Source organism: Rossellomorea vietnamensis (genome assembly GCF_025398035.1).
In the GTDB taxonomy this organism is placed as follows: domain Bacteria; phylum Bacillota; class Bacilli; order Bacillales; family Bacillaceae_B; genus Rossellomorea; species Rossellomorea vietnamensis_B.
On sequence record NZ_CP104558.1, the window covers coordinates 2,906,870 to 2,928,062 of the forward strand.

Below are 21,193 nucleotides of genomic sequence, written 5' to 3' on the forward strand. Positions count from 1 at the left end.
ATGTTTCTTATTTGGGTATTCTGATTTGAAATAGATGATTACCACCAATTTTAATTAAGGGAGAGGAATTACATGTCAGGAATTATTCGTGTTACCCCAGCAGAATTGATTAGTATGTCAAATCGATACACAAGCGAAAGCAGCCAAGTGGGTGAACAGATCTCACGCCTTGACAATATGATTTCTGAGTTGGAAGGTATGTGGGAAGGTGAATCAAGCCGTGCGTTTGGTGAACAATATCAAACACTTCGTCCTTCATTCCTGCAAATGCAACAGCTTCTTGAAGACATCTCTATGCAGTTGACAAGCACAGCCAAGTCTCTTGAAGATGCAGATGCTCAGATCGCTAATCAAATTCGCGGATAAGTTTATCCCAATCCATTTTAAACATGAAGGAGCGCTTATCATTATGTGGGGCGCTCCTTCCTTATGAGGTGAACCCGGACATGTATATAGAAATCACCATTGATCTTAATCGTTATGATGAGAATTCTTTCGATCTCAGACTATCAAATTATCATACTGTGAAAAAACTGATTGATCTTGTATGGCAGTCCCAAAAGCTTACGGCTGAAACCAGGGATGGCTATTGGATACGGATTGCCAACAAGCATAAAGTGGTTCCAGGCAATATACGGCTGGTCGATGCAGGGATCCATACGGGAGATCGAATTGAAATTTTATAAAGGAGACCAATAGAATGGCACAAAAAAGTGGATCTTACTTACAAGAAAAGCTGGAAGCCGTAATACATAGAAAAGAAAATCGGATCGCGCTTATTTTTCAAAAAGAAAAAATTAAATTGGATGACGTAACGGAGATCGGCTTCCTGAAGGAATTATCCCCTTTCATCCAAAGAGAAATCACCATGGAAAATGATGAATTATGCATCGTGAATACCGTACCGGAGTCCTTCTCGTTTCATCCTCAATTAAAGGCAAATGAGAAAGAACGTTTGATGACTGCCTATCAGTTGGTGCAGAAGATTCAAAGACATGCGCTGTCACGCCTCCACCTCATAATATGTCCCGAAAACATTGTATTTGACCAGGGGATGACACCACATTTCCTTCACTACGGTGTGAAAGAGAGTCTTCCCCCATACGAAAGAGACCAGGAGCTCCTGCTTAAAGAAACGAAAGCCACGGTAGCAGCCATTGTAGATTTACAGCATCGTTTCGAGGACTACTTAAAATTCAATGGAACATTAAAGTTATCTTCCATTACAAAGGCCATTCTGGAAGCGGGGAGCTTGCAGGAATTAAGTGAAGTGTTGAACCATTCCATCGCAGAGGCCAAGAAAACTGAACGTTTATATGTAAAGGTCAGCAAGAAGAAATGGAAGGTCAATCGGTATGTTCTTCTTGGGGTCTCTATATGCTTAGTCCCTGCCATCCTTTACTCCATTTATTCTCTTTTCTTTATGAATCCAAAGCAGGACAGGGTGGTAGCGGCACAGGAGAGTTTCCTGCTTGAAAAATATAGTGACGTTGTGACGGAGCTCCAACCATATGAAATCGATGAAATACCTAAGGTCACTCAATACCAGCTTGCCCTTTCCTATATCATTAATGAATCCTTGACCGAGGATCAAAAGGAAAATGTGCGCAACACGGTCTCCCTTCAATCAGATCCTCTTTATTATGAGTATTGGATCAATATCGGAAGAGGAAAGGCGAAAGAAGCCTTGGAAACCGCCCGTTTCTTAGAGGACCGCGATCTGATCCTATTTGGACTCTTAAAATACAGGGAACAAGTGAAGGCGGACGGAGACCTTGATAGCGAAGAAAGACAACAGGAACTAAATGAAATTGAAAGTGAAATTGCTGAATATGAAGAAGAAATGAAGGCTCTGGAAGAGGAACAATCATCACAGCCGACAGAGTCGATAGAGCAGCCGCAGCAGACTGAAGAAAAAGCAGATCCGGCTACGGATGGAACGGAATCTGCACCTGCAGATTCAAAACCAAAAGATGATAAGAAGAAAACAAACTAACAGGGGGGTGAGCACATGTATGCCCTATGGGTTTTTCACGACCATTATTATCAAACGATCCTCTTGAAGGATGAAAACAAAAAAATCACTTTGGGTCCCCAAATAGAAGATACGATCACGATCCTGTCCTTGCCTTCAACTGTCGAAATAGAGAAATTCGGATCAACCTTCCGTCTTCATCGTGAAGGGGAAGAAGGCAGCATCCTTGAACCAGGCAGTGATCATCGCCTGCAGATCGGGGATAATGAGCTGCATATCATCATCACTTCATTCAAACCAAAGGCGGAGATCTTTTATATAGGCCATAAAGAAGAAATCAGTATGTCGACTGTGGAACCTGAAGCAACGATCTATCATCCATACGGGAACAGGGAAGCAAGCTGCTTCTGGTACAAGGATTCCGATGGTGGATGGATAGTAGCAACGGGTGATTCTTCTTCTCTATATCTAAATGGTCATTTGGTTACAGGAAAACAGAAGCTACAAACTGGTGACATTCTATTTACTGCTTTCTTATCCGTTACCCTGTTAGAGGATGATTTAATCGAGATACATAGTATCGAAGACTATCAGACTTCGTTAGTGGAAACTGTGAGACCGATGTCCGAGATGCAGAAGAAATATCCCAATTACCGCCGTACACCGAGGATGGTTTACGATCTGCCGGATGAAAAGGTTCAATTATCCTTTCCGAGTCAGGAATCCAGTGATACAAACCGGAGTTTGTGGTTAATCATCCTCCCTCCACTCATGATGCTGATCGTCATGGGGATTGTAGCCATTGTCATTCCGAGGGGAATTTTCATCATTATCTCGATGGTCATGTTCACCACCACCCTTGTTACATCGACCGTCCAGTTCTTCAAAGATAAAAGCAGCAAAAAGAAATCTCAGGAACGCAGAAAACGCATCTATACTCAATACTTGGAGAATAAAAGGGAAGAGCTTCAGTCCCTTGCAGAGAGACAGTCCGATGTCCTTCAATTTCATTTCCCTTCATTTGAAAGAATGAAGTACCTGACAGATCAGCTTTCCGACAGGCTTTGGGAGAGGACGATTGAAAGTCCCGACTTCCTTCAGTTCCGATTGGGCAGGGGGAAGCTACCTGCCAGCTACAGTATTTCGGTGAATTCTTCCGATATGTCCAATCGTGAAATGGATGAGCTATTGGAAGAATCACAGAAGTTAGAAGAGGCCTATCGGGAAATCGAACAATTACCGGTAACAGCCGATCTTCATAAAGGGGCCATCGGTTTGATCGGGAAAGAATCCGTCTACAAAAACGAGATTCACCAGCTTATCGGCCAATTGACGTTCTTTCATAGCTACCATGATGTACGATTCGTCTCCATCTTTCATGAAGAAGAGTACCAGGATTGGGAGTGGATGAAATGGTTACCCCATTTTCAATTACCCCAGTCCTTTGCAAAAGGGTTCATTTACAACGAGAAAACGAGGGATCAAATCCTCTCCTCCATTTATGAAATCCTGCGTGAAAGAGATATAGATGAAGATTCAGAAAAGGTAAGATATGCTCCTCATTTCGTCTTTGTCATCACGAATCATCAGCTTATTTCTGACCATGTGATCCTGGAATACCTGGAAGGGGAGTATGGACACCTGGGGATGTCTGTCATATTCGCGGCAGAGGCCAAAGAAAGCTTATCAGATAATGTTCACACACTCGTCCGTTACATTAATGATAACGACGGGGATATCCTGATTCAGGATAAGAAAGCTGTAAAGATTCCTTTCACCATGGATGGGTATGAGCATGACGGAAATGAGAAATATGCAAGAACCCTGCGAACCCTTAACCATCAGATCGGGATGACTAACTCGATCCCTACAAGCGTGTCTTTCCTCGACATGCTCAGAGTGAGGGATGTGGATCAACTGCCGATTGAAGAAAATTGGCTATCGAGAGAATCAGCTAAGTCGCTGGCTGTGCCTGTCGGTTTAAAAGGTAAGGAAGATATCGTCGAGCTTAACTTGCATGAAAAGGCCCACGGGCCTCACGGATTACTTGCAGGGACGACTGGATCAGGTAAGAGTGAATTCCTGCAGACATATATTCTATCGTTAGCGGTTCACTTCCATCCCCATGAAGTAGCGTTTCTGTTAATCGATTATAAGGGCGGGGGAATGGCCCAACCGTTCAAGAACATTCCTCACTTATTGGGAACGATCACCAATATCGAGGGAAGTAAGAACTTCAGTACCAGGGCGCTTGCCTCCATTAAGAGTGAGCTGAAACGGAGACAGCGCTTATTCGATCGTTATGAAGTGAATCATATTAACGATTACACGCGTCTCTACAAACGAGGGAAAACGGAAGAGCCCCTTCCCCATTTATTCCTCATCTCGGATGAGTTTGCGGAATTAAAAAGTGAAGAGCCGGAGTTTATCAAAGAATTGGTCAGTGCAGCCCGTATCGGTCGTAGCCTGGGGGTTCATCTTATTCTTGCCACCCAGAAGCCGGGCGGCGTCATAGACAATCAAATCTGGAGTAATGCCCGTTTTAGAGTTGCTTTGAAAGTACAAAACACAGAGGACAGCCGCGAAATCCTTAAAAATGGAGATGCAGCATCCCTGACGGTGACAGGAAGAGGATACCTACAGGTTGGAAACAATGAAGTGTATGACTTATTCCAATCAGCCTGGAGCGGTGCCCCTTACCAGGAGGAGTCCTTTGAAGCAGAGGATGAAGTGGCGATCGTCACGGATCTGGGACTCATTCCTTTATCCGAAGTATCGACGAATCCCGGCAGTCAAAAAGAAATGACCAGTGAAATCGACGCCGTAGTCGATCGGATCGAAGCATTGCAGAATCAAATGGACTTGAAGAAGTTATCCAGTCCTTGGCTCCCTCCTTTATCCAATCGGATTTACAGAACAGGATTCGCCCAGACTGAGGAGAATAAAATCCTCCTCTCCATGGTGGACGAGCCGGAGAAACAGAGCCAGACCCCATATCATTATGAGGTGATTGAGGACGGTAATGTTGGTATCTTCGGTTCATCCGGGTACGGGAAGACCCAAACGCTCATTACGTTATTAATGGGCATGGCTACACAGTTTACCCCGGAAGAGATCCATTATTATCTTCTCGACTTTGGGAATGGCGGATTGCTGCCACTGAAACAGCTACCTCATACGGCAGATTACTTCCTGATTGACGAAGAGAGGAAAATAGAGAAATTCATTGGGATTTTAGACGATGAACTGGCACGCAGAAAACAACTCTTCCAAAAACAAGAGGTCAGTTCCATCAAGATGTATAACACGGTAAGTGAAGATAAACTTCCTCTTTTATTTGTGACCATTGATAATTTTGATCTGGTCAAAGAAGAGATGCAGGAGCTTGAAGCAGAGATCAATCAGTTTGCGAGGGATGGCCAATCGCTTGGAGTATATATGTATTTTACAGCTACACGTGTAAATTCTGTACGACAGTCGTTGATGAATAATCTCAAAACGAAAATCGTCCACTATTTAATGGACAGTTCAGAGGCGTATACGATGTTAGGGAGATTACCTTTTTCTCCGGAAGCCATTCCAGGCAGAGCGATCGTTAAGAAAGATACGGCTTACTTCTCTCAAGTCTTCCTACCTACTGAAGGAAAAGATGATTATGAACAGCTGAATCTGTTGAAAGAAGATATTCAGTTATTGAAAGAGAAATATAAGGGCTTGTCTTCACCTAAACCGGTGCCGATGTTGCCGACAGAACTGACCATGGTCAACTTCACCCAGTATACAGATTCACGGATAAAAGCAGGCCTGCTGCCGATCGGGCTGGATGAAGAGACGGTTGAACCAGTGTATGTGAACTTCAAGAAAACAAAGCATTGCCTTGTATTGGGACAGGCACAAAAAGGGAAAACAAATGTGTTGAAAGTATTAGCCAACACAGCACTCCTCCAGGATAGTGAACATATTGCGATCTTCGATTCCATAGACAGGGGATTATCGAATTTGATGAGGGAAGACAAGGTTGTATATATGGAAAACAAAGAGCATATTTCCATGTGGCTTAACAGAGTGGAGGAGCTATTCAGTTCAAGAGAAGAGCAATATAACTTATCCATTCAAAAGGGAAGCACTCTCCCATCCTTCTCTCCTGTGATGTTGATCGTGGATGGGTATGCAAGATTCCTGCAAAATCTGGATCCCCTTCTCCAGGACAAAATTGTGAAGTGCATGAAAAATTACAGTCACTTAGGCTTCTGTGTGATCGTTTCCGGAAACAACAGTGAGTTAACGAAAGGCTACGATACATTAACGGTTGAAATGAAACAAATTCGACAAGCCCTTGTGTTGATGAAGAAATCAGAACAAACTCTATTCACTCTCAGTTATGACCGGAGAGAGCCGGAAATCCAGCCTGGTTTTGGTTATTATATTGAGAATGGAAAAGAAATCAAAATTCAAATACCACTTATGGTAACGGAAAGGAAAGTACACGCATGACAGAGAAGGTAAGCCTGTTCAAACTTTTATTAGCGGTCATGATGATTCTTGCAACTCCTCTTCTATTCTTCCGTTCAGTAGGTGAAAACCCGCTGAAAGTGAAAGAAAACGCCACTAAAGCCATTGCTATTGTGAATGAAGATGCAGGGACAGAAGTAGATGGGGAGCCCTTGGCATTTGGTGGGGATGTTACGTCCATATTGGAGGATCAATCTTCCTTTGAATGGACAGTCGTTGGCAGAAGTGCAGGAGAAAACGGTCTTCAAAGTTCAAAATATGACGCAGTGGTCTATATCCCTTCGGACTTCTCTGACAAAGTCATGACATATGATGAAGAAAGACCGGAAAAGACTAACCTGAATTTTAAAGTTCAACCCCAACTGAATGCTGTAAATAAAGAAAAGGTGCAGTTGGAAATCGAAAAGGCCACCAAAAGGGTCAATCATAAAATGTCCTCCCTTTATTGGAATTATGTATCAGCGGATATGGAGAATATCCGGGCGGAATTCGATGAAATTTTACAAAAAGAACAGACATTCCAAGAAACGATGCTGGCATTCTATAAACCTAGTTCAAAGGATCTCGCTGGTCAGATCGAACAGCAGACATCGATGCTATCAAATCTTCAAAACTCGATCCAGCAGGCTGACAGTCGGACACCACAACAGCAAAATACGTTGGAATCCTTTGAACAAAGCCTTTCAAGCTTCGTAGAATATGTGAACCAATATAGAGAATATCAGGATAATCAAAAGCAATTATTAGCGGATATTCAGTCACAATCCGTACAGATGATCAATGAATCAACTGAAAACCAGCAGCCGCGCTACTTAAAGTCCAAATCACTATTCTCAGAGCAAAGTGAGGCTTTAACGGCAGGTTTGACTCAGTTGAATAGCAATATGGATACAAACCAGGAGATATTCACCGACCTGCAGAAGCGCAGATTTGAAGAAGTAGGTAGACAGGTGGAAGATTTCTACTCCTTTCAGGAAAGAGTGTTGAATTTCTATCAGCAGCTTCAGGACACAACAACGCTGAATAACCTGCAAGGAAATATTTTCGAGCTTAATAATAAGTTGGCTGAAGGAGATGGGGAGATCTTCAATCCACCTGCCCCACCTGAGATTCCTGAGCCGCCAAAAGATGGAGAGGATCCCGCCCCTCACCAGGTCGTGATTTCCTCACAGGAAGGAGAGACCGAGCCAGGGGAACCAACTGACCCTTCTCCGGCACCACCGAATTTAGAACCGGAAATAACGGAGCTGACAGCTATTTCTGCGGAAATCGATACGTTGAAAGAAACACTGACTAACTTAACCGTACCAACACCCGAAGACATAACGGCAGCTGTGACCAATATTCAAACGATCAATGATCGCATCCTACAGGTCCGAACGAAGCTGCAAGGGAAAAATAATAGTTCTGAGAACCCTCTTCAGGCCGAAGTGGATAGACTGTTGGGAGAAGTATCAAGACTTCTTGAAGATAATCAGACACTGATTGATAAAATTGATGAACTGACCAAACAGGTTGAAACTCTTACAACCGAAAATGAAGAGCTCAAAGATCAAGTCAAGACATTGACTGAGACAAATGAAGCTCTCATAAACCAATTGGAGATGTTCTCAGATAACATTTCGAATATCGTTGCCGAAATTGAGGATAAGGAGAGTTCGATCCTGAACTCAGCCGCTTTATCGGAAAATAGGAGAAACACCTTATATGGCTATTTTTCCCGCGGGATTAATAACTATAAGCTTATGGATCTTCTACAGTACTACTCTTACCTCGATCGCTATGAAGCGACTCTAAACGGGATGTTAACGGAGAATGGAGTGAAAGCGGCCGTTCTTCAGGATGAAGATCTTAAAAATGAGGTCAATGAGATCTTGAAAGTGAGTCAGACGGAACAAGCGGAGTGGGAACAATTAAATACAGGGTTGCCGACTACTGAGGATGCCCTTATTACACTTCAAGACTCTTACACTGTATTTGCTGCTGAATACAATCAAACCATAGATGATCAGCAAGCACAGGTTACAGAGAGCCTGAATGCGATTAATCAAGAGGCAACAAATGTATTAAATAGAATCCAGCAGCCTGAACAAGCGGCTCCAACTCCTGTTCAGGGAGCAGCAGGTCCTGATTTAGTAGGGAACCAAAAGCAAATCGGAAGTGAAATCAAGTCGATCCATTCCTTCCTGGATACAGTGAATGAAAGCCAAAGTACAATCGTTTCCTATACGAACGAGCTTCAATCAAATGTATCCAATGTACAAAGTGATGCGGATACCTTGAATAATAAGTGGGCAACGAATGTAGCTTCCACTCAATTGATCCGTGATGATGTATTCAGCGTCCTCGGAAATGCGTTCGTTGACGGACAATCCAATGGGTATGTATATGATTTCTTAACAAATCCTTTAAACGTAAAGGGTGATGTTCCGGAAGAGAAGAGTGCGAGCGTTCTTCCACCGGTTGTTATCCTGTTTATCGTCTTGTTATCCAGCTTACTTATCGGATATACAAGCTATTACTTCCAAAATGCACCTCTTTGGATTCAAGGAGTTATTTTTCTCCTCCTGAATATGATTGTCGGATTCGTGATCAGTCTGTATGGGTTGGACATCTATCCGTTGGTGGAATCACGTTCTGTCGAGTGGACGGTCTTTACGATCCTTCTATTATTGACTGCATCAGGACTTGTCAGAGTGGCTTTTGTGGCACATCGTTTAGTGGGCTGGTTTGTTTCTGTAGGGCTCATCACCCTGTTTGTGACACCACTATTAGCCTTGACTACGCCGAATTTCAATTTTAAAGATCCGATGTCTACTGTGTATATGTCGATTCAATACGGCACGGAGTCACTTTTCAATCAAGCTGTCATTATTTTGGGATTGGTCGTGATTGGTCTTGCCGTCTTACAAGTATTGTTGAATAGGCGCTCTAATACCCAAACCGATGAGAGTTCGGAAGCTTATGAGGGGTAAAATCCTTCTTCTCCTGACATGCATCGTCAGTGTCATGATGTTGTTCGGTTCACCTATATTTGCAGGTACAAACATAAACGAATTGATACCGAACGATTATCAGGAAAATAAGTTCAAAAAAAACAGTGACCTGATCCATGATCAGTCATCAACAAACCAGAAGATAAAAATTCCCGATGAACAGAAGAGCCTGACCTTTGAAGGGCGTCCAAGCAACGGGTTGAACGAGCTGAAAGATAGAATTTTTTACAGTGAAGAAAAAGATACCAATACAATAAAAGCAAAAGCTGTAAATCTGAAACTGTTCAGTCAATCCGAATCGGCCCGATTAGGGGGATTGGAAGAAGACAGTCAATCATCTTCTTCCCTTTCTCTTTTGATTGCTATATTTGTTGGGATTTGTGTAGTACTTCTCATAGCGGTTATTGTTATCTGGAATAGAACGGCTCAAAGGAAACAGGGGTTGAAATAAAAAGCAAGAAAGAGGCGCCCAGCAAATTAAGGGCACCTCTTCTTAAATTAGTCATGAGTCTCATCCACCAACCTTTTAAGAGGCTCAGGAGGCCCTTGGTGATGTCCAATTGATCATAGTAAGGGTAAGGATATTATTAGAGGTGAAAGACCTAAATAAAGCAATCTAACGAAAAAGAGGCCTGAACAATTCATCAGGTCTCTTTTTTGATCAGTGTTTATCCTCATGACGGATAGCGAATACTTTCTTCGCAACCGTTAACGCATTAAGAACGCGTGGGAATCCGGTATAAGGAATTAAATGAGTGATGCTCTCGACGATTTCTTCCTCCGTTAACCCTGCTGTTAGTCCCGTGTTGATATGGAGCTCAAGCTGGGGCTCCGTTCCTTGTGTCACAAGGGAGGAAATGGTGACGAGGGCGCGCTGTTTATTCGTCAATCCTTTCCTAGTATATATTTCACCATAGGCAAATTCGATGATGTATTTTCCCACATCGGGAGCGATATCTTCCAGTGCTTCCGAGATTTTGAGATGAGTGGAGATTTCTATATTATCGGTCAGTGTATATTCCATCAGTTTATCCAAACCGTTTTGATATCTGTCTTGATTCATGTTCCATTCCTCCTGTCTAAGTTGCTACAGGAATACTATAACGCTGTAAGTGTATATGCGTAAAATACATATAATTTATAAAAAGTATGCATTATTGTTATAGGTTTTATCGGTCATCCAGCATTTTCTTGAATTCACGAACAGCAAACGATTCGTATCTTCCTTTTTTCGTGATGATCCCTAAGTTCCACGGAACGACCGGGTTTACGATGGGAATGGATCTTACGACTCCCTGGTCCACTTTTTTAGAAATGGATTGAGGGAAGATGGAAATGCCAAGATTTTGCCCGATCATTTCGCCTATAAAGTCCCACTGTGAACTCTCATAGGCGACCTTTGGATAAAATCCCGCCTTTCTGCACTCTTCAATGATTTTGTCATGCAGGGCAAAGTCTTCACTGAAGAGGATGAAGTCTTCATCATGTAATTCGTTCATTTCCACCGAATCTTTTTCCGCCAAAGGGTGAGAGTGATGGACAAAAAGCATATGTTTCTCAGAAACGAAGGGGACGACGTCAAACTGCTCTTGATCCATAGGTAAGACGACCACCCCCAGGTCCAGCATCCCATCCCTCACTTCTTCCTCCACTTTATTGGCACCATATTCGTTCAGATGTATCTGGATGTCCGGATATAATGTTTTAAATTCCTTTATGATGCTTGGGAAAAATAAAAATCCAATCAACGGCGGGATTCCAATTTTGATTTTCCCTTTCTTTAAGTTCATTAAGTCATACAGATGAGTCGATAAGTGATCAAGGGATTCCAGGATGACCTGCCCCTGTTCATAAACGATTTCCCCCGCCTCAGTCAGTTCGATTTGACGGGCGGACCGGTCAATCAGTTCCATCTCCAGTTCATCTTCCAGGCTCCGGACCATTTTACTAAGGGTGGGCTGGGATAGATGAAGAACATTTGAAGCTTTCGTAAAACTTTTGAATTTGGCCACTTCATTAAAGTAGGTAAGCTGTCGAATATCCAATGGTTTCTCTCCTTTTTAATCTATAACTTTTTTGCATGATAAGTATAGTTTTAATTCATTTTACTTATTTATAGGAGAAGAGTAAAATTTCTTACGTCAAAAAATTTACTGTTTAAACGTTGGAAGAGAGGTGTGAAAGCGCGTACTCTCTTTTTGTTTTCTTTAGAAGGGTGGAAAGAAGTTGTTTAGTATTTTAATAGGATTGATCCTGTTGATGGTCTTTGCCTATCTGGGGTGGTCCATCATATGGATCGCACCAATCGTCGCAGGCATTGTGGCGCTGATGAGCGGTATGGACCTGATGGATGCGTATACCAACACGTATATGTCGGGATTCGTGAACTTTGCCAAGCAGTGGTTTCCTATTTTCTTATTGGGAGCTGTATTTGGAAAACTGATGGAAGATATGGGTGCTGCCAAATCGGTTGCTTACCAAATCACTAAATTGATCGGGGAGAAGCGCGCCATTCTTGGTGTACTTGTCGCTTCGGCCGTTCTGACCTATGGTGGCGTGAGTCTCTTTGTCGTGGTATTCGCGATTTATCCCATCGCTTTGGCTTTATTCAGGAATGCGGATATATCTAGAAAGCTTATTGCCCCGACGATCGTGCTGGGGGCATTTACGTTCACCATGACGGCTGTTCCGGGAACTCCGCAAATACAGAATTTGATTCCGATGAAGACGTTTCACACGTCACCGATGGCAGGTTCATGGATGGGCTTAGTATCCTCACTCATCATGGCTGTCGGGGGATATCTGTGGCTCGTGGGCAGGCAGAAGAAGATGGCTGCTAGCGGTGATACCTTTAAGGAAATCAGCCAAGCAGGGGCAGGGTCCAATGAAGAGCAGCAAGCTTTACCCAATTGGATTGTCTCCTTGCTGCCGTTACTTTTGGTTGTCGTGTTATTGAACGGTATCAAATTGGACGCCATCCCTTCTTTATTGGCAGGGATTGTTCTGATTCTCCTAATCAATTTGAGCCGATATAAGAAATTCATCCCTTCCATCAATGAAGGGGCAAAAGGCTCTGTGATGGCCATCATCAATACAAGTGCCGCAGTAGGCTTCGGTGCAGTCGTGACGAGTGTACCTGATTTTGACCGCATCACGGATCTAGTATTGGGAATCTCGTCAAATCCTTTGATCTCTGAGTCACTGATCGTACAGATCCTTGCCATGATCACCGGTTCTGCTTCAGGTGGAATGGGAATTGCCATGCAGGCACTTGGCGATACCTATTACCACTTATCACAGACAACGGGTATAAGTCCCGAAGCGTTTCACCGCATGGCATCGATTGCTTCAGGTGCATCAATCCTGCCTCATAATGGAGCATTACTGACGCTCTTGGCAGTGACGAATGTAACCCATAAAGACTGTTATAAGGATGTATTCATGGTCGGCCTCGTCATCCCTACGATCGCAGTAATTGCAGGGATCATTATGGCAAGCATCGGTCTAATATAATTTAAAGGAGTGTTTGGAAATGGTAGAAAATAAAGTAGTAGTCATAACAGGTTCAGCAAGCGGAATCGGATTTGAATTAGGAAAATCCTATGCAGAAAACGGAAGTAAAGTAGTACTGACGGATCTGAATGAAGAAGGCGTTAAGGCGGCAGCCGAAAACCTTAAAGACCTTGGATATGAAGCGATCGGCCTTAAAGCGGACGTAACAAGTGAAGAGGATATCCGGAACATGATCGATAAAGCTTACCAACAATATGGACGCATCGATGTACTCGTGAACAATGCGGGATTACAGCATGTATCACCAATTGAAGAGTTTCCGACAGCGAAATTCGAGCTCATGATCAAGATTATGCTAACGGCTCCTTTCGTCGCCATCAAGCACGTTCTTCCTATCATGAAGAAACAAGGATTCGGCCGTATCATCAATGTCTCTTCCATCAACGGTTTAGTAGGTTTTGCAGGGAAAGCTGCCTATAACAGCGCCAAACACGGTGTGATCGGATTGACGAAAGTAGCGGCACTTGAGTCTGCTCCATTTGGCATTACAGTGAACTCCATTTGCCCTGGTTATGTGGATACACCACTCGTAAGAGGACAATTGAAGGATATTGCCACTACGCGCAACGTTCCTTTAGAAAAAGTATTGGAAGAGGTCATCTATCCGTTAGTCCCTCAAAAACGCTTGCTCGATGTCAGTGAAATTGCCGATTACGCAATGTTCCTGTCCAGTAATCAAGCGAAGAGTGTAACGGGACAAGCAGTTGTCATCGACGGTGGATATACGGCACAATAAATCGTTTCATTCCCTAAAGACATCGGCGTGTAAAATGCCGATGTCTTTTTTCTATCCTTTTATCGAGTCGTTTAACGACATGTTAGTTTCAACACATACGTTCTTCCATCAGCATTTTTCTCTTCAATGATTAGCTGCTTAAAATGTAATAAAAAGGTAGTTTTCTGGTTTCATAATGTAGTAGAAAGAGCATGATTTGGAGTAAGAATATGTAAAAATCATTAAGTTTACAAATTTGTATACATGTAAACAATAACGTACACAATTGTATACAAAAAAGTATACATGTACACAAACAAGTACACATGTTGATATAAAGGTATGTGTACAATTAATGTGTACAACGATACAAAAATGTGTACAAATCAACAAACTCGCTCTTTCTATAATCGATAGAAAAGTAGGATTGACCAGAGGCGGGAAATTGTATACTCTGAGAGTAAGAGTTGAAATGTTTTGACAAATTCTTACTCATGAATGAAAGGATGATTTTTTAATGACGAATTCTCGCATTGCAGCCATTGATGTTGGTAATGATTCTTTAAAAGGTATTTTTGGAAAAATGGACGCTGAGGTGAATATTCCGAACGTCATCGCAAGGGATGTTGAAGACCGTCCGATCATCGGTATCGAGGAGCTGGATACGCAAGACCCACTAGACGGCATACATATCCGTGTCCACTCCCCTGCCCTGAAAGACAATAATGCCATTTATCGTGTCGGTAATCTTGCGACAAAGAGCAATAACTCGACTGAACTGGATCCGGGCAGCAGTAAATCAGAAGAAGATCAAACATTGGTCATGCTGTTTGCTTCTATCGCTTTGGATGCAGCCCGTAACGGATCGGATTTTAAAAAGAATAATAATGTAATCGAAGCAAACTATACGCTTGGAACAGGTCTTCCCCTACGTGAAGTAAAGGAAGGAAAAGATGTTGGATACCGTTCAAGATTAGTAGGTTCGGTTCACCAGGTCGAGTTCCTTGTCACTCCACGCTATCAAGGCATCAAAGTGAATATTAAATTTGATGAAGTAAAGGTTTATCCTGAAGGATTTGCTGCTTTCATCAACCTTGTGATGGATAATAATTCAAACATCATCAACAAAGATTTGATTGATAAGCGCATCTTGATTCAGGATATCGGTGGATTATCAACAGATATCGCGGTCATCAAAGATCGTAAAGTAGACGATGATAAAGCTCAAGGATTTAACCTGGGTGTGTCTGAATCACTTGAATTGATCCGTGAGGAAATCCGTTCAAGACATGGTATTGAGCTTGACAGCCGCCGTGATGTGGTCGAAATCATCACGAAGAAAAATGACCGCAATCATATTATGGTAAAAGGTAGTCGTACAAGCGTCCATGACATCGTAGACCGTATTATGCTTGAACTGGCTAAAAAGCAATACCGTCACTTGCGTAATATGTGGCAAAAGAACTCCCAAACGGAAATCTGTTACTTCATCGGTGGCGGCTCAAGCGTTCTTAAAGAGTACATCAAGACGCTCAACAATAACCTTGATGGATACAACATCGACTTCTTTGAAGATGAGAAGGAAAGTATCTGGATGATGGCCAACGCTTACTACAAGCTGATTGGCGACTTCACAAGAAAAACGCAAAAGCAACAAGCCCCGAAAGAAGAACAAAAATTAGCGAAAACCAAATAGGGTGATGGTATGACTGAAAAAGGGATGTCGAGGGGACAGCCGATCACATTTCGGCTTCCCTCAGATACACCTGACCACGTTTTAAAACATTTACAAAAGCTCAAAGAAAAAGAAAAACGGAATTTCTCCAGTAAGATTGCAGAGCTTGTCCTGAACGGGGTAAATGATTCGATTGCAAAGAGGCGGGAAGCGATTACGATCCCTCTTCCGAAGGGACTGGACAAATCCCAGCGTGATTGGTTGAAGCATGAACACTCAGAAGCGCTGCTCGGCAGTATCGTGTACCAGCTGCTTTCAAACCCGGTTCGAACAGCCTCCCTTCTCGCTTCTTTAAGCAGTAATTCATTGGATATCGATGAAGCACTGTATCTTCAGGAAGAATCGGCAGCAAGTCACGATACGGGACGGGAATGGTCCCTTGATCAAGTGATGGATGATTCACCTGAAGAAGCAGTGGACGAGCGTTCGTACTCAACAGATGAGGAACTGGACAACTTCGACTGGGACAGTGCCATGAAGCCCCAGGAAACGGTTAATGAAGATCTTAAAGAAGAATCGATGGACGACCTCTTAGGAGATTTTCTCGCCCAAATGAATAAATGAAGGAAGAACCTGAAGACAGGCAAGAGCCTGAGGTTTCAGGTTCTTTTTTTTTGCCTCAACGGACTGCAGGAAAGAGCAGTCCTGTGATAACCCATCCAAAGCATATCTCCCCTCTAAATACAACCACCTATTATAGTTGGTAACTGTAATCAATTTGTCTTATTTGAATTATATTTTCTACTCGAAACCCGACAAGGTATGTTTCTCTAAGGGAGAAATGTTACAAGGTGTCATATGAAGAATTAAACATGTATAAAAAATGGCAGTTTATTTCAAATGATTCCCATGACCTAGTTTACGGTAGGCATAGATCGAGGTAAACACCGATTAAACAGAATAAAACTTGGCACGTCAGTCGTTGGCTACACCACTAAAGAGGAGAGATTGGATGAGTATTCAAAAAAGTAATGATAGCTCAAGTCTCGCAGAAGTAATTGATAGAATCCTGGATAAAGGAATCGTCATTGATGCATTCGCCAGGGTTTCCTTAGTAGGAATCGAGATTCTGACGGTTGAGGCGCGGGTCGTAATTGCAAGTGTGGATACGTGGTTACGATATGCAGAAGCAGTTGGACTATTAAGAGACGAGGTCCAGGAAGAGGGTCTCACCAAGCAGGAGAATGAAAGAGGGACCGCATTCAGCATATAAACAAGTAAATAAAATATAGTTTTACTATTTAATAGAAAAGAGGATGAATATGTCAGAAGTGAAAAGCAGTCAACAAGCAGAAGAAACGAAAAATACGGAAGAAAATGAAGAGCAATCAGCTGAAAACAGACAATCCATGAATTATGCGATTATCGGTGGGGTAGTCGGAGCTGGTATCGGATTACTTTCGAATCCAGGTACAGGTAAGAAAATGGTAGACAGTTTAGGGAAGTCAGAAGTGATGAAAGCCGCAAGTAAAGAACTTCGAAGATCAGCACAGGAATTTTTGACAGAACAGGCCATCATCACCCTTAGACAATCCGCTACCGGATATATGAGCAGGCTCGAAGGCGGCTTGTTGTCACCTAAGAAGAAAAAAGATGAAGCGTCGGATGCCAAGGTTGAAAGTAGTGAAAAATCTTCTGGCCAATCAGAAGAATTAGAAGAAATCAAGGAAGAAAACAAGAATTTGAATGAACGTCTGGAACGAATTGAAGAGATGCTTAACAGCCTGGTGGAATCCAAGAAATAACCGCATCCCTGAAGGGGGCATTACATGAGTAAGCCTGTAAAAAAAGCCATTGGTAAGATGGCTAAAAAAGCATACGACCATGCTCCAGAGCCTGTGAAAGAGAAAGTGAAAGATACGCTTAAAGAGAAAGCGAAAGAAACATTTGTGAACGGTGTAGAAAATGGCATTCAATCAAAGGCCAACGAAGCATCAGAGAAATTAGAGAAGGCTAAAGAGAAAAATGCCGATAATGTTCATACCAAAGCAGAAGAAGCAAAAGAAAAAGTCCAGGATGTCCTGCTTTCCGTACGGGAAAAGTTAGGAAATGCAAAAGAAGCAGGAGAAGAGTTCCAAAAGAAAGTTTCTTCATCGAATGATAAACAAACAAAAATCAAAGGCGTGGGAAATATCAAGGGAGCAAGTGACCTCAAGAGTTCCTTTAACATTAAGAGCTCCACCGAAATAAAAAGTTCAGAAAATATTAAATCATCAAAAGACATAAAGACAATCTGTTCCTAAACAACGGAAGGAGAATAACAATTGGCTATTCAAAAGAGTAATAACAGTTCAAGTTTAGCAGAAGTCATCGACCGTATTCTTGACAAAGGGATCGTCATTGACGCATTTGCAAGAGTATCTGTCGTTGGAATTGAAATTTTGACCGTTGAAGCAAGGGTCGTCATCGCCAGCGTCGATACATGGTTGCGTTATGCAGAGGCAGTCGGTCTCTTACGGGATGACGTCGAAGAAAACGGACTCGCTACACAGCAAAACGAAAGAAGCTCCCAGTTCAGCATCTAAATGGAGTGCCAGTAAAAGAAAAAATGTATGAAGGGGGCCATTATTGGCACCCTCCCCTTCATCCAAAGTAGGAGGCAGCTATGGTAATCAAAGAAATCATGAATAGTGTAACGGATTTCTTCAATGAACATGTAGCTCCGGTCCATAAGATCACGTCAGTGGAATTGACAGAAGACGAAGGCTGGAAACTGCAAGTGGAAGTAATTGAAGAGAAGGAATACATGAAGAAATATGCGAAAGACGAAATGCTTGGAACATATGATGTTCTCCTTAATAAAGAAAAGGAAGTCACGTCTTTTAAGCGACGGGATATCCGTTACAGAAGTGCTATTGGACAGGAAATGTAGTGTCCTGAGCGAGTAGGAGGGAATTGTACGTGACGGTCTTAACAAAACGGATCAAAAAGGATAGCAGGGCATTAATACAAGACGATGAAACGAAAGAATTGCTTTCGCGCTCATTGCAATACCTCAAAGCTGGATATCCTGTGCATTTCACGGGTCCTTCCGGTGCCGGAAAAACATCTCTTGCCCTCGCGTTGGCGAAAAAGAGAAAAAGACCGGTGATGCTCATGCACGGTAATCACGAACTGAATAATAAAGACTTAATCGGTGATTTTACGGGTTATACAAGTAAAAAGGTCGTTGATCAATACGTACGATCCGTTTATAAAAAGGACGAAAGTGTCACAGAGACATGGAGAGACGGACGTTTACTGGAAGCCGTCAAGAATGGTTATACCCTTGTATACGATGAATTTACGCGATCACAGCCGACGACGAATAATATCTTCCTATCCATTTTGGAAGAAGGAATCATTCCTTTATACGGTTCGAAGTTGACAGAGCCTTTTATTAGAGTACATCCGGAATTTGCCATCATATTTACTAGTAATCCTGCAGAGTATGCAGGGGTTTATCAAACACAGGATGCTCTGTTGGATCGGTTAATCACAATAAACGTAGATTACAAGGGACCAGAACAAGAGGCGAAGATCGTATCAGAAAAAGCTAACCTGGTGATGAGTGAAGCAAGAGCGATCACTACACTCATCTCAACATTACGCGATCAATGTACAAACGACATGAACGGACCGAGCTTGCGTGCTTCCTTAATGATTGCACGACTTGCCATTGAATCAGACATTCCCATAGACGGTAAGGATACAGATTTTCAACGTCTATGTATTGATATAGCAGCACATAGTATAAGTCGATGTATCGACGAAGAAAACCCACAAGAAAAAGCAGAGCAATTCATTATAGATGCATGTAAACGAATGAAGGTATCTGAGGAATAAAGGAGAGTTTTATGATGAGTCAGGAAGAAATGGGAATTTATATTTTTTGTGCTATACAAACCAATGAAGACGATCAATTTTGCTCGATTGAAATAGAAGGCGAAGAACGCGAGACGTTCACGATCAGATATAAGGACGCAGCGATGGTGGCGGCAGAAGTACCCATGAAAATTTATCATCCGAAGAAGCAGAATTTACTGATGCACCAAGGAGCTGTAGCCAGGGTGATGGAACAAAAGGATACAGTCATCCCGATCAGCTTTGGGAATGTCTTTAAGTCGACAGACGATGTTGAGGCCCTGCTTGAAAACCTTTATCCGCAGTTCGAAACCCTTTTCCCGGCTATTAAAGGGAAAATCGAGCTGGGCTTGAAGGTTATCGGTAAAAAGGAATGGCTTGAAGCCATGGTAAAAGATAACCCTCAAGTAGAAAAAATGGCCACAGCCGTTAAAGGGAAATCTGAATCCGCAGCGTATTATGATCGGATTCAGCTTGGCGGAATGGCTCAGAAGTTATTTGCCTCCCTGCAAAGTGAGATTAAGGAAGAAGTGTTTGCACCTCTTGAGGAACAGGCAGTATCGGCAAAAGCTAACGATCCATCAAGTGAGAAAATGCTTCTTAACGCTTCTTTCTTAATTGACCGGGATCAGGAAGAGTCATTCGATCAAAAGATAAATGAAGCACACGAAAAATGGAAGGATAAGGTCGAATTTAATTACAGCGGCCCTTGGCCAGCATACAACTTTGTCAACATACGCTTGAAGGTTGAGGAAGGCTGATGATTCATAAATTGGTGAGTGCACCAATTAATATGGTCATAAAAGTCGCTGAAAAAATCAAAGAAGAAGCAGACAAAGAATTGTACGACCTTCCTACCATCCAGCAAAAATTGATTCAGCTTCAAATGATGTATGAATTAGGAGAAATTCCTGAGGAAGCATTCCAGGAAAAAGAAGATGAGCTCTTAACAAGGTATGAAATCGCGAAACAGATGGAAATGGAACAATGGGAAGAATTAACGAAAAAGAAACAAGGGTGATCAGATGAGCGATTTACTTTATTTATACGGCTTGATTCCGACAAAAGAAGCAAATAAAGAAAACCTGCCTTCCATGAAAGGCTTCGATGGAGAAAGTGAGCTGTACACGATAGAAATCGGTGACGTGACAGCCATTGTTTGTGATTTGCCATCAAATGAATACTCTGAAGAGACAATCAAAGACAAAGTTGATAACGACATGGACTGGCTTCAGGAAAAGGCGTTCCATCATCACGAAACGGTATTGATGGTTTCAAAGTTATATACCATCGTCCCTTTGAAGTTCTGTACATTATACAAAAACGAAGATAGCCTCAAGTCCACGATAGAAGGCAATCGAAACAAGCTGGAAACGACATTTGAACAGCTTGATGGCAACGAAGAGTGGAACGTCAAGATCTACTGTGACGATAAGCTGCTGAAAGATCAAGTAAGTAAAAGCAATCCATCCATCGAAGCCAAAAGGAAAGAAATCAGCGAATTACCAAAGGGGAGGCAGTTCTTTGAAAAGAAAAAAATCGATCAGCTGATTGATCGGGAACTTGAAAACGAAAAGAACCGCCTTTGCGAAGAGGTTCATGAAAAGCTGAAAGAACACTCCCTGCATGGGAATATCAAAAAAAATTGGAGTAAGGATGTAACGGGCCGACAGGAACATATGGCTTGGAATAGTGTATTTCTCCTTCCTGCATCCAAAGTAGATGAATTTGTTGAAGAAATAAAGCAATACGAAGAAGAACTGGGACACGCAGGTTGGAAAATTGAAGCTTCCGGCCCTTGGCCACCTTATCATTTTTCTAGTTTTTCTTAATCATAAAATAAG

General features: G+C 42.4%; 21 protein-coding genes. 19 read left to right on the top strand and 2 right to left on the bottom strand.

The window, feature by feature from the left end; all coding sequences use genetic code 11:
- Positions 1 to 72: 72 nt before the first annotated feature.
- The 6 genes from N5C46_RS15040 (at position 73) to essA (ending at position 9,934) form a co-directional block, all read left to right on the top strand.
- Positions 73 to 366 (top strand): WXG100 family type VII secretion target, encoded by a 294-nt coding sequence (locus N5C46_RS15040; RefSeq protein ID WP_034764875.1) that lies wholly within the window; start codon positions 73 to 75, stop codon positions 364 to 366.
- Between the two features lie 80 nt (positions 367 to 446).
- Positions 447 to 686, top strand: a complete 240-nt coding sequence (locus N5C46_RS15045) for an ESX secretion system protein YukD (RefSeq protein WP_079532350.1) — start codon at positions 447 to 449, stop codon at positions 684 to 686.
- A gap of 14 nt (positions 687 to 700) precedes the next feature.
- Positions 701 to 1,996 carry a type VII secretion protein EssB gene (gene essB, locus N5C46_RS15050; protein ID WP_261749212.1) on the top strand — a complete coding sequence of 432 codons (1,296 nt, stop codon included), beginning with the start codon at positions 701 to 703 and terminating at the stop codon, positions 1,994 to 1,996.
- Positions 1,997 to 2,011: 15 nt separating this feature from the next.
- Positions 2,012 to 6,469, top strand: a complete 4,458-nt coding sequence (essC, locus tag N5C46_RS15055; RefSeq protein WP_261749213.1) for a type VII secretion protein EssC — start codon at positions 2,012 to 2,014, stop codon at positions 6,467 to 6,469.
- Entirely contained in the window at positions 6,466 to 9,462 is a 2,997-nt protein-coding gene (esaA, locus tag N5C46_RS15060; RefSeq protein WP_261749214.1) for a type VII secretion protein EsaA, read from the top strand. Before essC ends, esaA begins: the two co-directional genes overlap by 4 nt.
- Positions 9,452 to 9,934 (top strand): type VII secretion protein EssA, encoded by a 483-nt coding sequence (essA, locus tag N5C46_RS15065; RefSeq protein WP_261749215.1) that lies wholly within the window; start codon positions 9,452 to 9,454, stop codon positions 9,932 to 9,934. Before esaA ends, essA begins: the two co-directional genes overlap by 11 nt.
- A gap of 210 nt (positions 9,935 to 10,144) precedes the next feature.
- On the opposite strand, the gene N5C46_RS15070 is transcribed toward essA, so the two are convergent.
- Together N5C46_RS15070 and N5C46_RS15075 are read right to left on the bottom strand one after the other, a co-directional pair.
- The gene (locus tag N5C46_RS15070; RefSeq protein ID WP_261749216.1) at positions 10,145 to 10,546 is read right to left on the bottom strand and encodes a carboxymuconolactone decarboxylase family protein; all 402 of its coding nucleotides are present in this window, start codon (positions 10,544 to 10,546) and stop codon (positions 10,145 to 10,147) included.
- A 106-nt stretch (positions 10,547 to 10,652) separates the two neighbouring features.
- Positions 10,653 to 11,528: a LysR family transcriptional regulator gene (locus N5C46_RS15075; RefSeq protein ID WP_261749217.1), complete on the bottom strand. Its 876-nt coding sequence runs from the start codon at positions 11,526 to 11,528 to the stop codon at positions 10,653 to 10,655.
- A 181-nt stretch (positions 11,529 to 11,709) separates the two neighbouring features.
- Here N5C46_RS15075 and N5C46_RS15080 point away from each other — a divergent pair, with 181 nt between their 5' ends.
- From N5C46_RS15080 to N5C46_RS15140, 13 genes are all read left to right on the top strand, one after another.
- The gene (locus N5C46_RS15080; protein ID WP_261749218.1) at positions 11,710 to 12,996 is read left to right on the top strand and encodes a GntP family permease; all 1,287 of its coding nucleotides are present in this window, start codon (positions 11,710 to 11,712) and stop codon (positions 12,994 to 12,996) included.
- Between the two features lie 19 nt (positions 12,997 to 13,015).
- Positions 13,016 to 13,792 (top strand): 3-hydroxybutyrate dehydrogenase, encoded by a 777-nt coding sequence (locus N5C46_RS15085; protein WP_261749219.1) that lies wholly within the window; start codon positions 13,016 to 13,018, stop codon positions 13,790 to 13,792.
- A gap of 496 nt (positions 13,793 to 14,288) precedes the next feature.
- A complete protein-coding gene (locus N5C46_RS15090) occupies positions 14,289 to 15,467 on the top strand; it encodes a ParM/StbA family protein (RefSeq protein ID WP_261749220.1) in 1,179 nt (392 codons plus the stop codon).
- Between the two features lie 9 nt (positions 15,468 to 15,476).
- Entirely contained in the window at positions 15,477 to 16,070 is a 594-nt protein-coding gene (locus tag N5C46_RS15095) for a ribosomal L1 domain-containing protein (RefSeq protein WP_261749221.1), read from the top strand.
- Positions 16,071 to 16,458: 388 nt separating this feature from the next.
- Entirely contained in the window at positions 16,459 to 16,719 is a 261-nt protein-coding gene (gene gvpA / locus N5C46_RS15100; protein ID WP_261749222.1) for a gas vesicle structural protein GvpA, read from the top strand.
- Positions 16,720 to 16,768: 49 nt separating this feature from the next.
- Entirely contained in the window at positions 16,769 to 17,251 is a 483-nt protein-coding gene (gene gvpT / locus N5C46_RS15105; protein WP_261749223.1) for a GvpT/GvpP family gas vesicle accessory protein, read from the top strand.
- Between the two features lie 24 nt (positions 17,252 to 17,275).
- Positions 17,276 to 17,749, top strand: coding sequence for a gas vesicle protein GvpQ (gene gvpQ / locus N5C46_RS15110; RefSeq protein WP_261749224.1), 474 nt, complete (start codon positions 17,276 to 17,278; stop codon positions 17,747 to 17,749).
- 21 nt (positions 17,750 to 17,770) lie between these two features.
- Positions 17,771 to 18,031, top strand: coding sequence for a gas vesicle protein GvpJ (gvpJ, locus tag N5C46_RS15115; protein ID WP_034764908.1), 261 nt, complete (start codon positions 17,771 to 17,773; stop codon positions 18,029 to 18,031).
- A gap of 80 nt (positions 18,032 to 18,111) precedes the next feature.
- A complete protein-coding gene (gvpO, locus tag N5C46_RS15120) occupies positions 18,112 to 18,378 on the top strand; it encodes a gas vesicle protein GvpO (RefSeq protein WP_034764910.1) in 267 nt (88 codons plus the stop codon).
- Between the two features lie 29 nt (positions 18,379 to 18,407).
- Positions 18,408 to 19,331 (top strand): gas vesicle protein GvpN, encoded by a 924-nt coding sequence (gene gvpN / locus N5C46_RS15125; RefSeq protein ID WP_261749225.1) that lies wholly within the window; start codon positions 18,408 to 18,410, stop codon positions 19,329 to 19,331.
- Between the two features lie 11 nt (positions 19,332 to 19,342).
- Positions 19,343 to 20,110, top strand: coding sequence for a GvpL/GvpF family gas vesicle protein (locus tag N5C46_RS15130; protein ID WP_420720416.1), 768 nt, complete (start codon positions 19,343 to 19,345; stop codon positions 20,108 to 20,110).
- Entirely contained in the window at positions 20,110 to 20,370 is a 261-nt protein-coding gene (locus N5C46_RS15135; RefSeq protein ID WP_034764916.1) for a gas vesicle protein GvpG, read from the top strand. Before N5C46_RS15130 ends, N5C46_RS15135 begins: the two co-directional genes overlap by 1 nt.
- Before the next feature lie 4 nt (positions 20,371 to 20,374).
- Positions 20,375 to 21,181: a GvpL/GvpF family gas vesicle protein gene (locus N5C46_RS15140; protein ID WP_261749227.1), complete on the top strand. Its 807-nt coding sequence runs from the start codon at positions 20,375 to 20,377 to the stop codon at positions 21,179 to 21,181.
- Positions 21,182 to 21,193 lie beyond the last annotated feature (12 nt).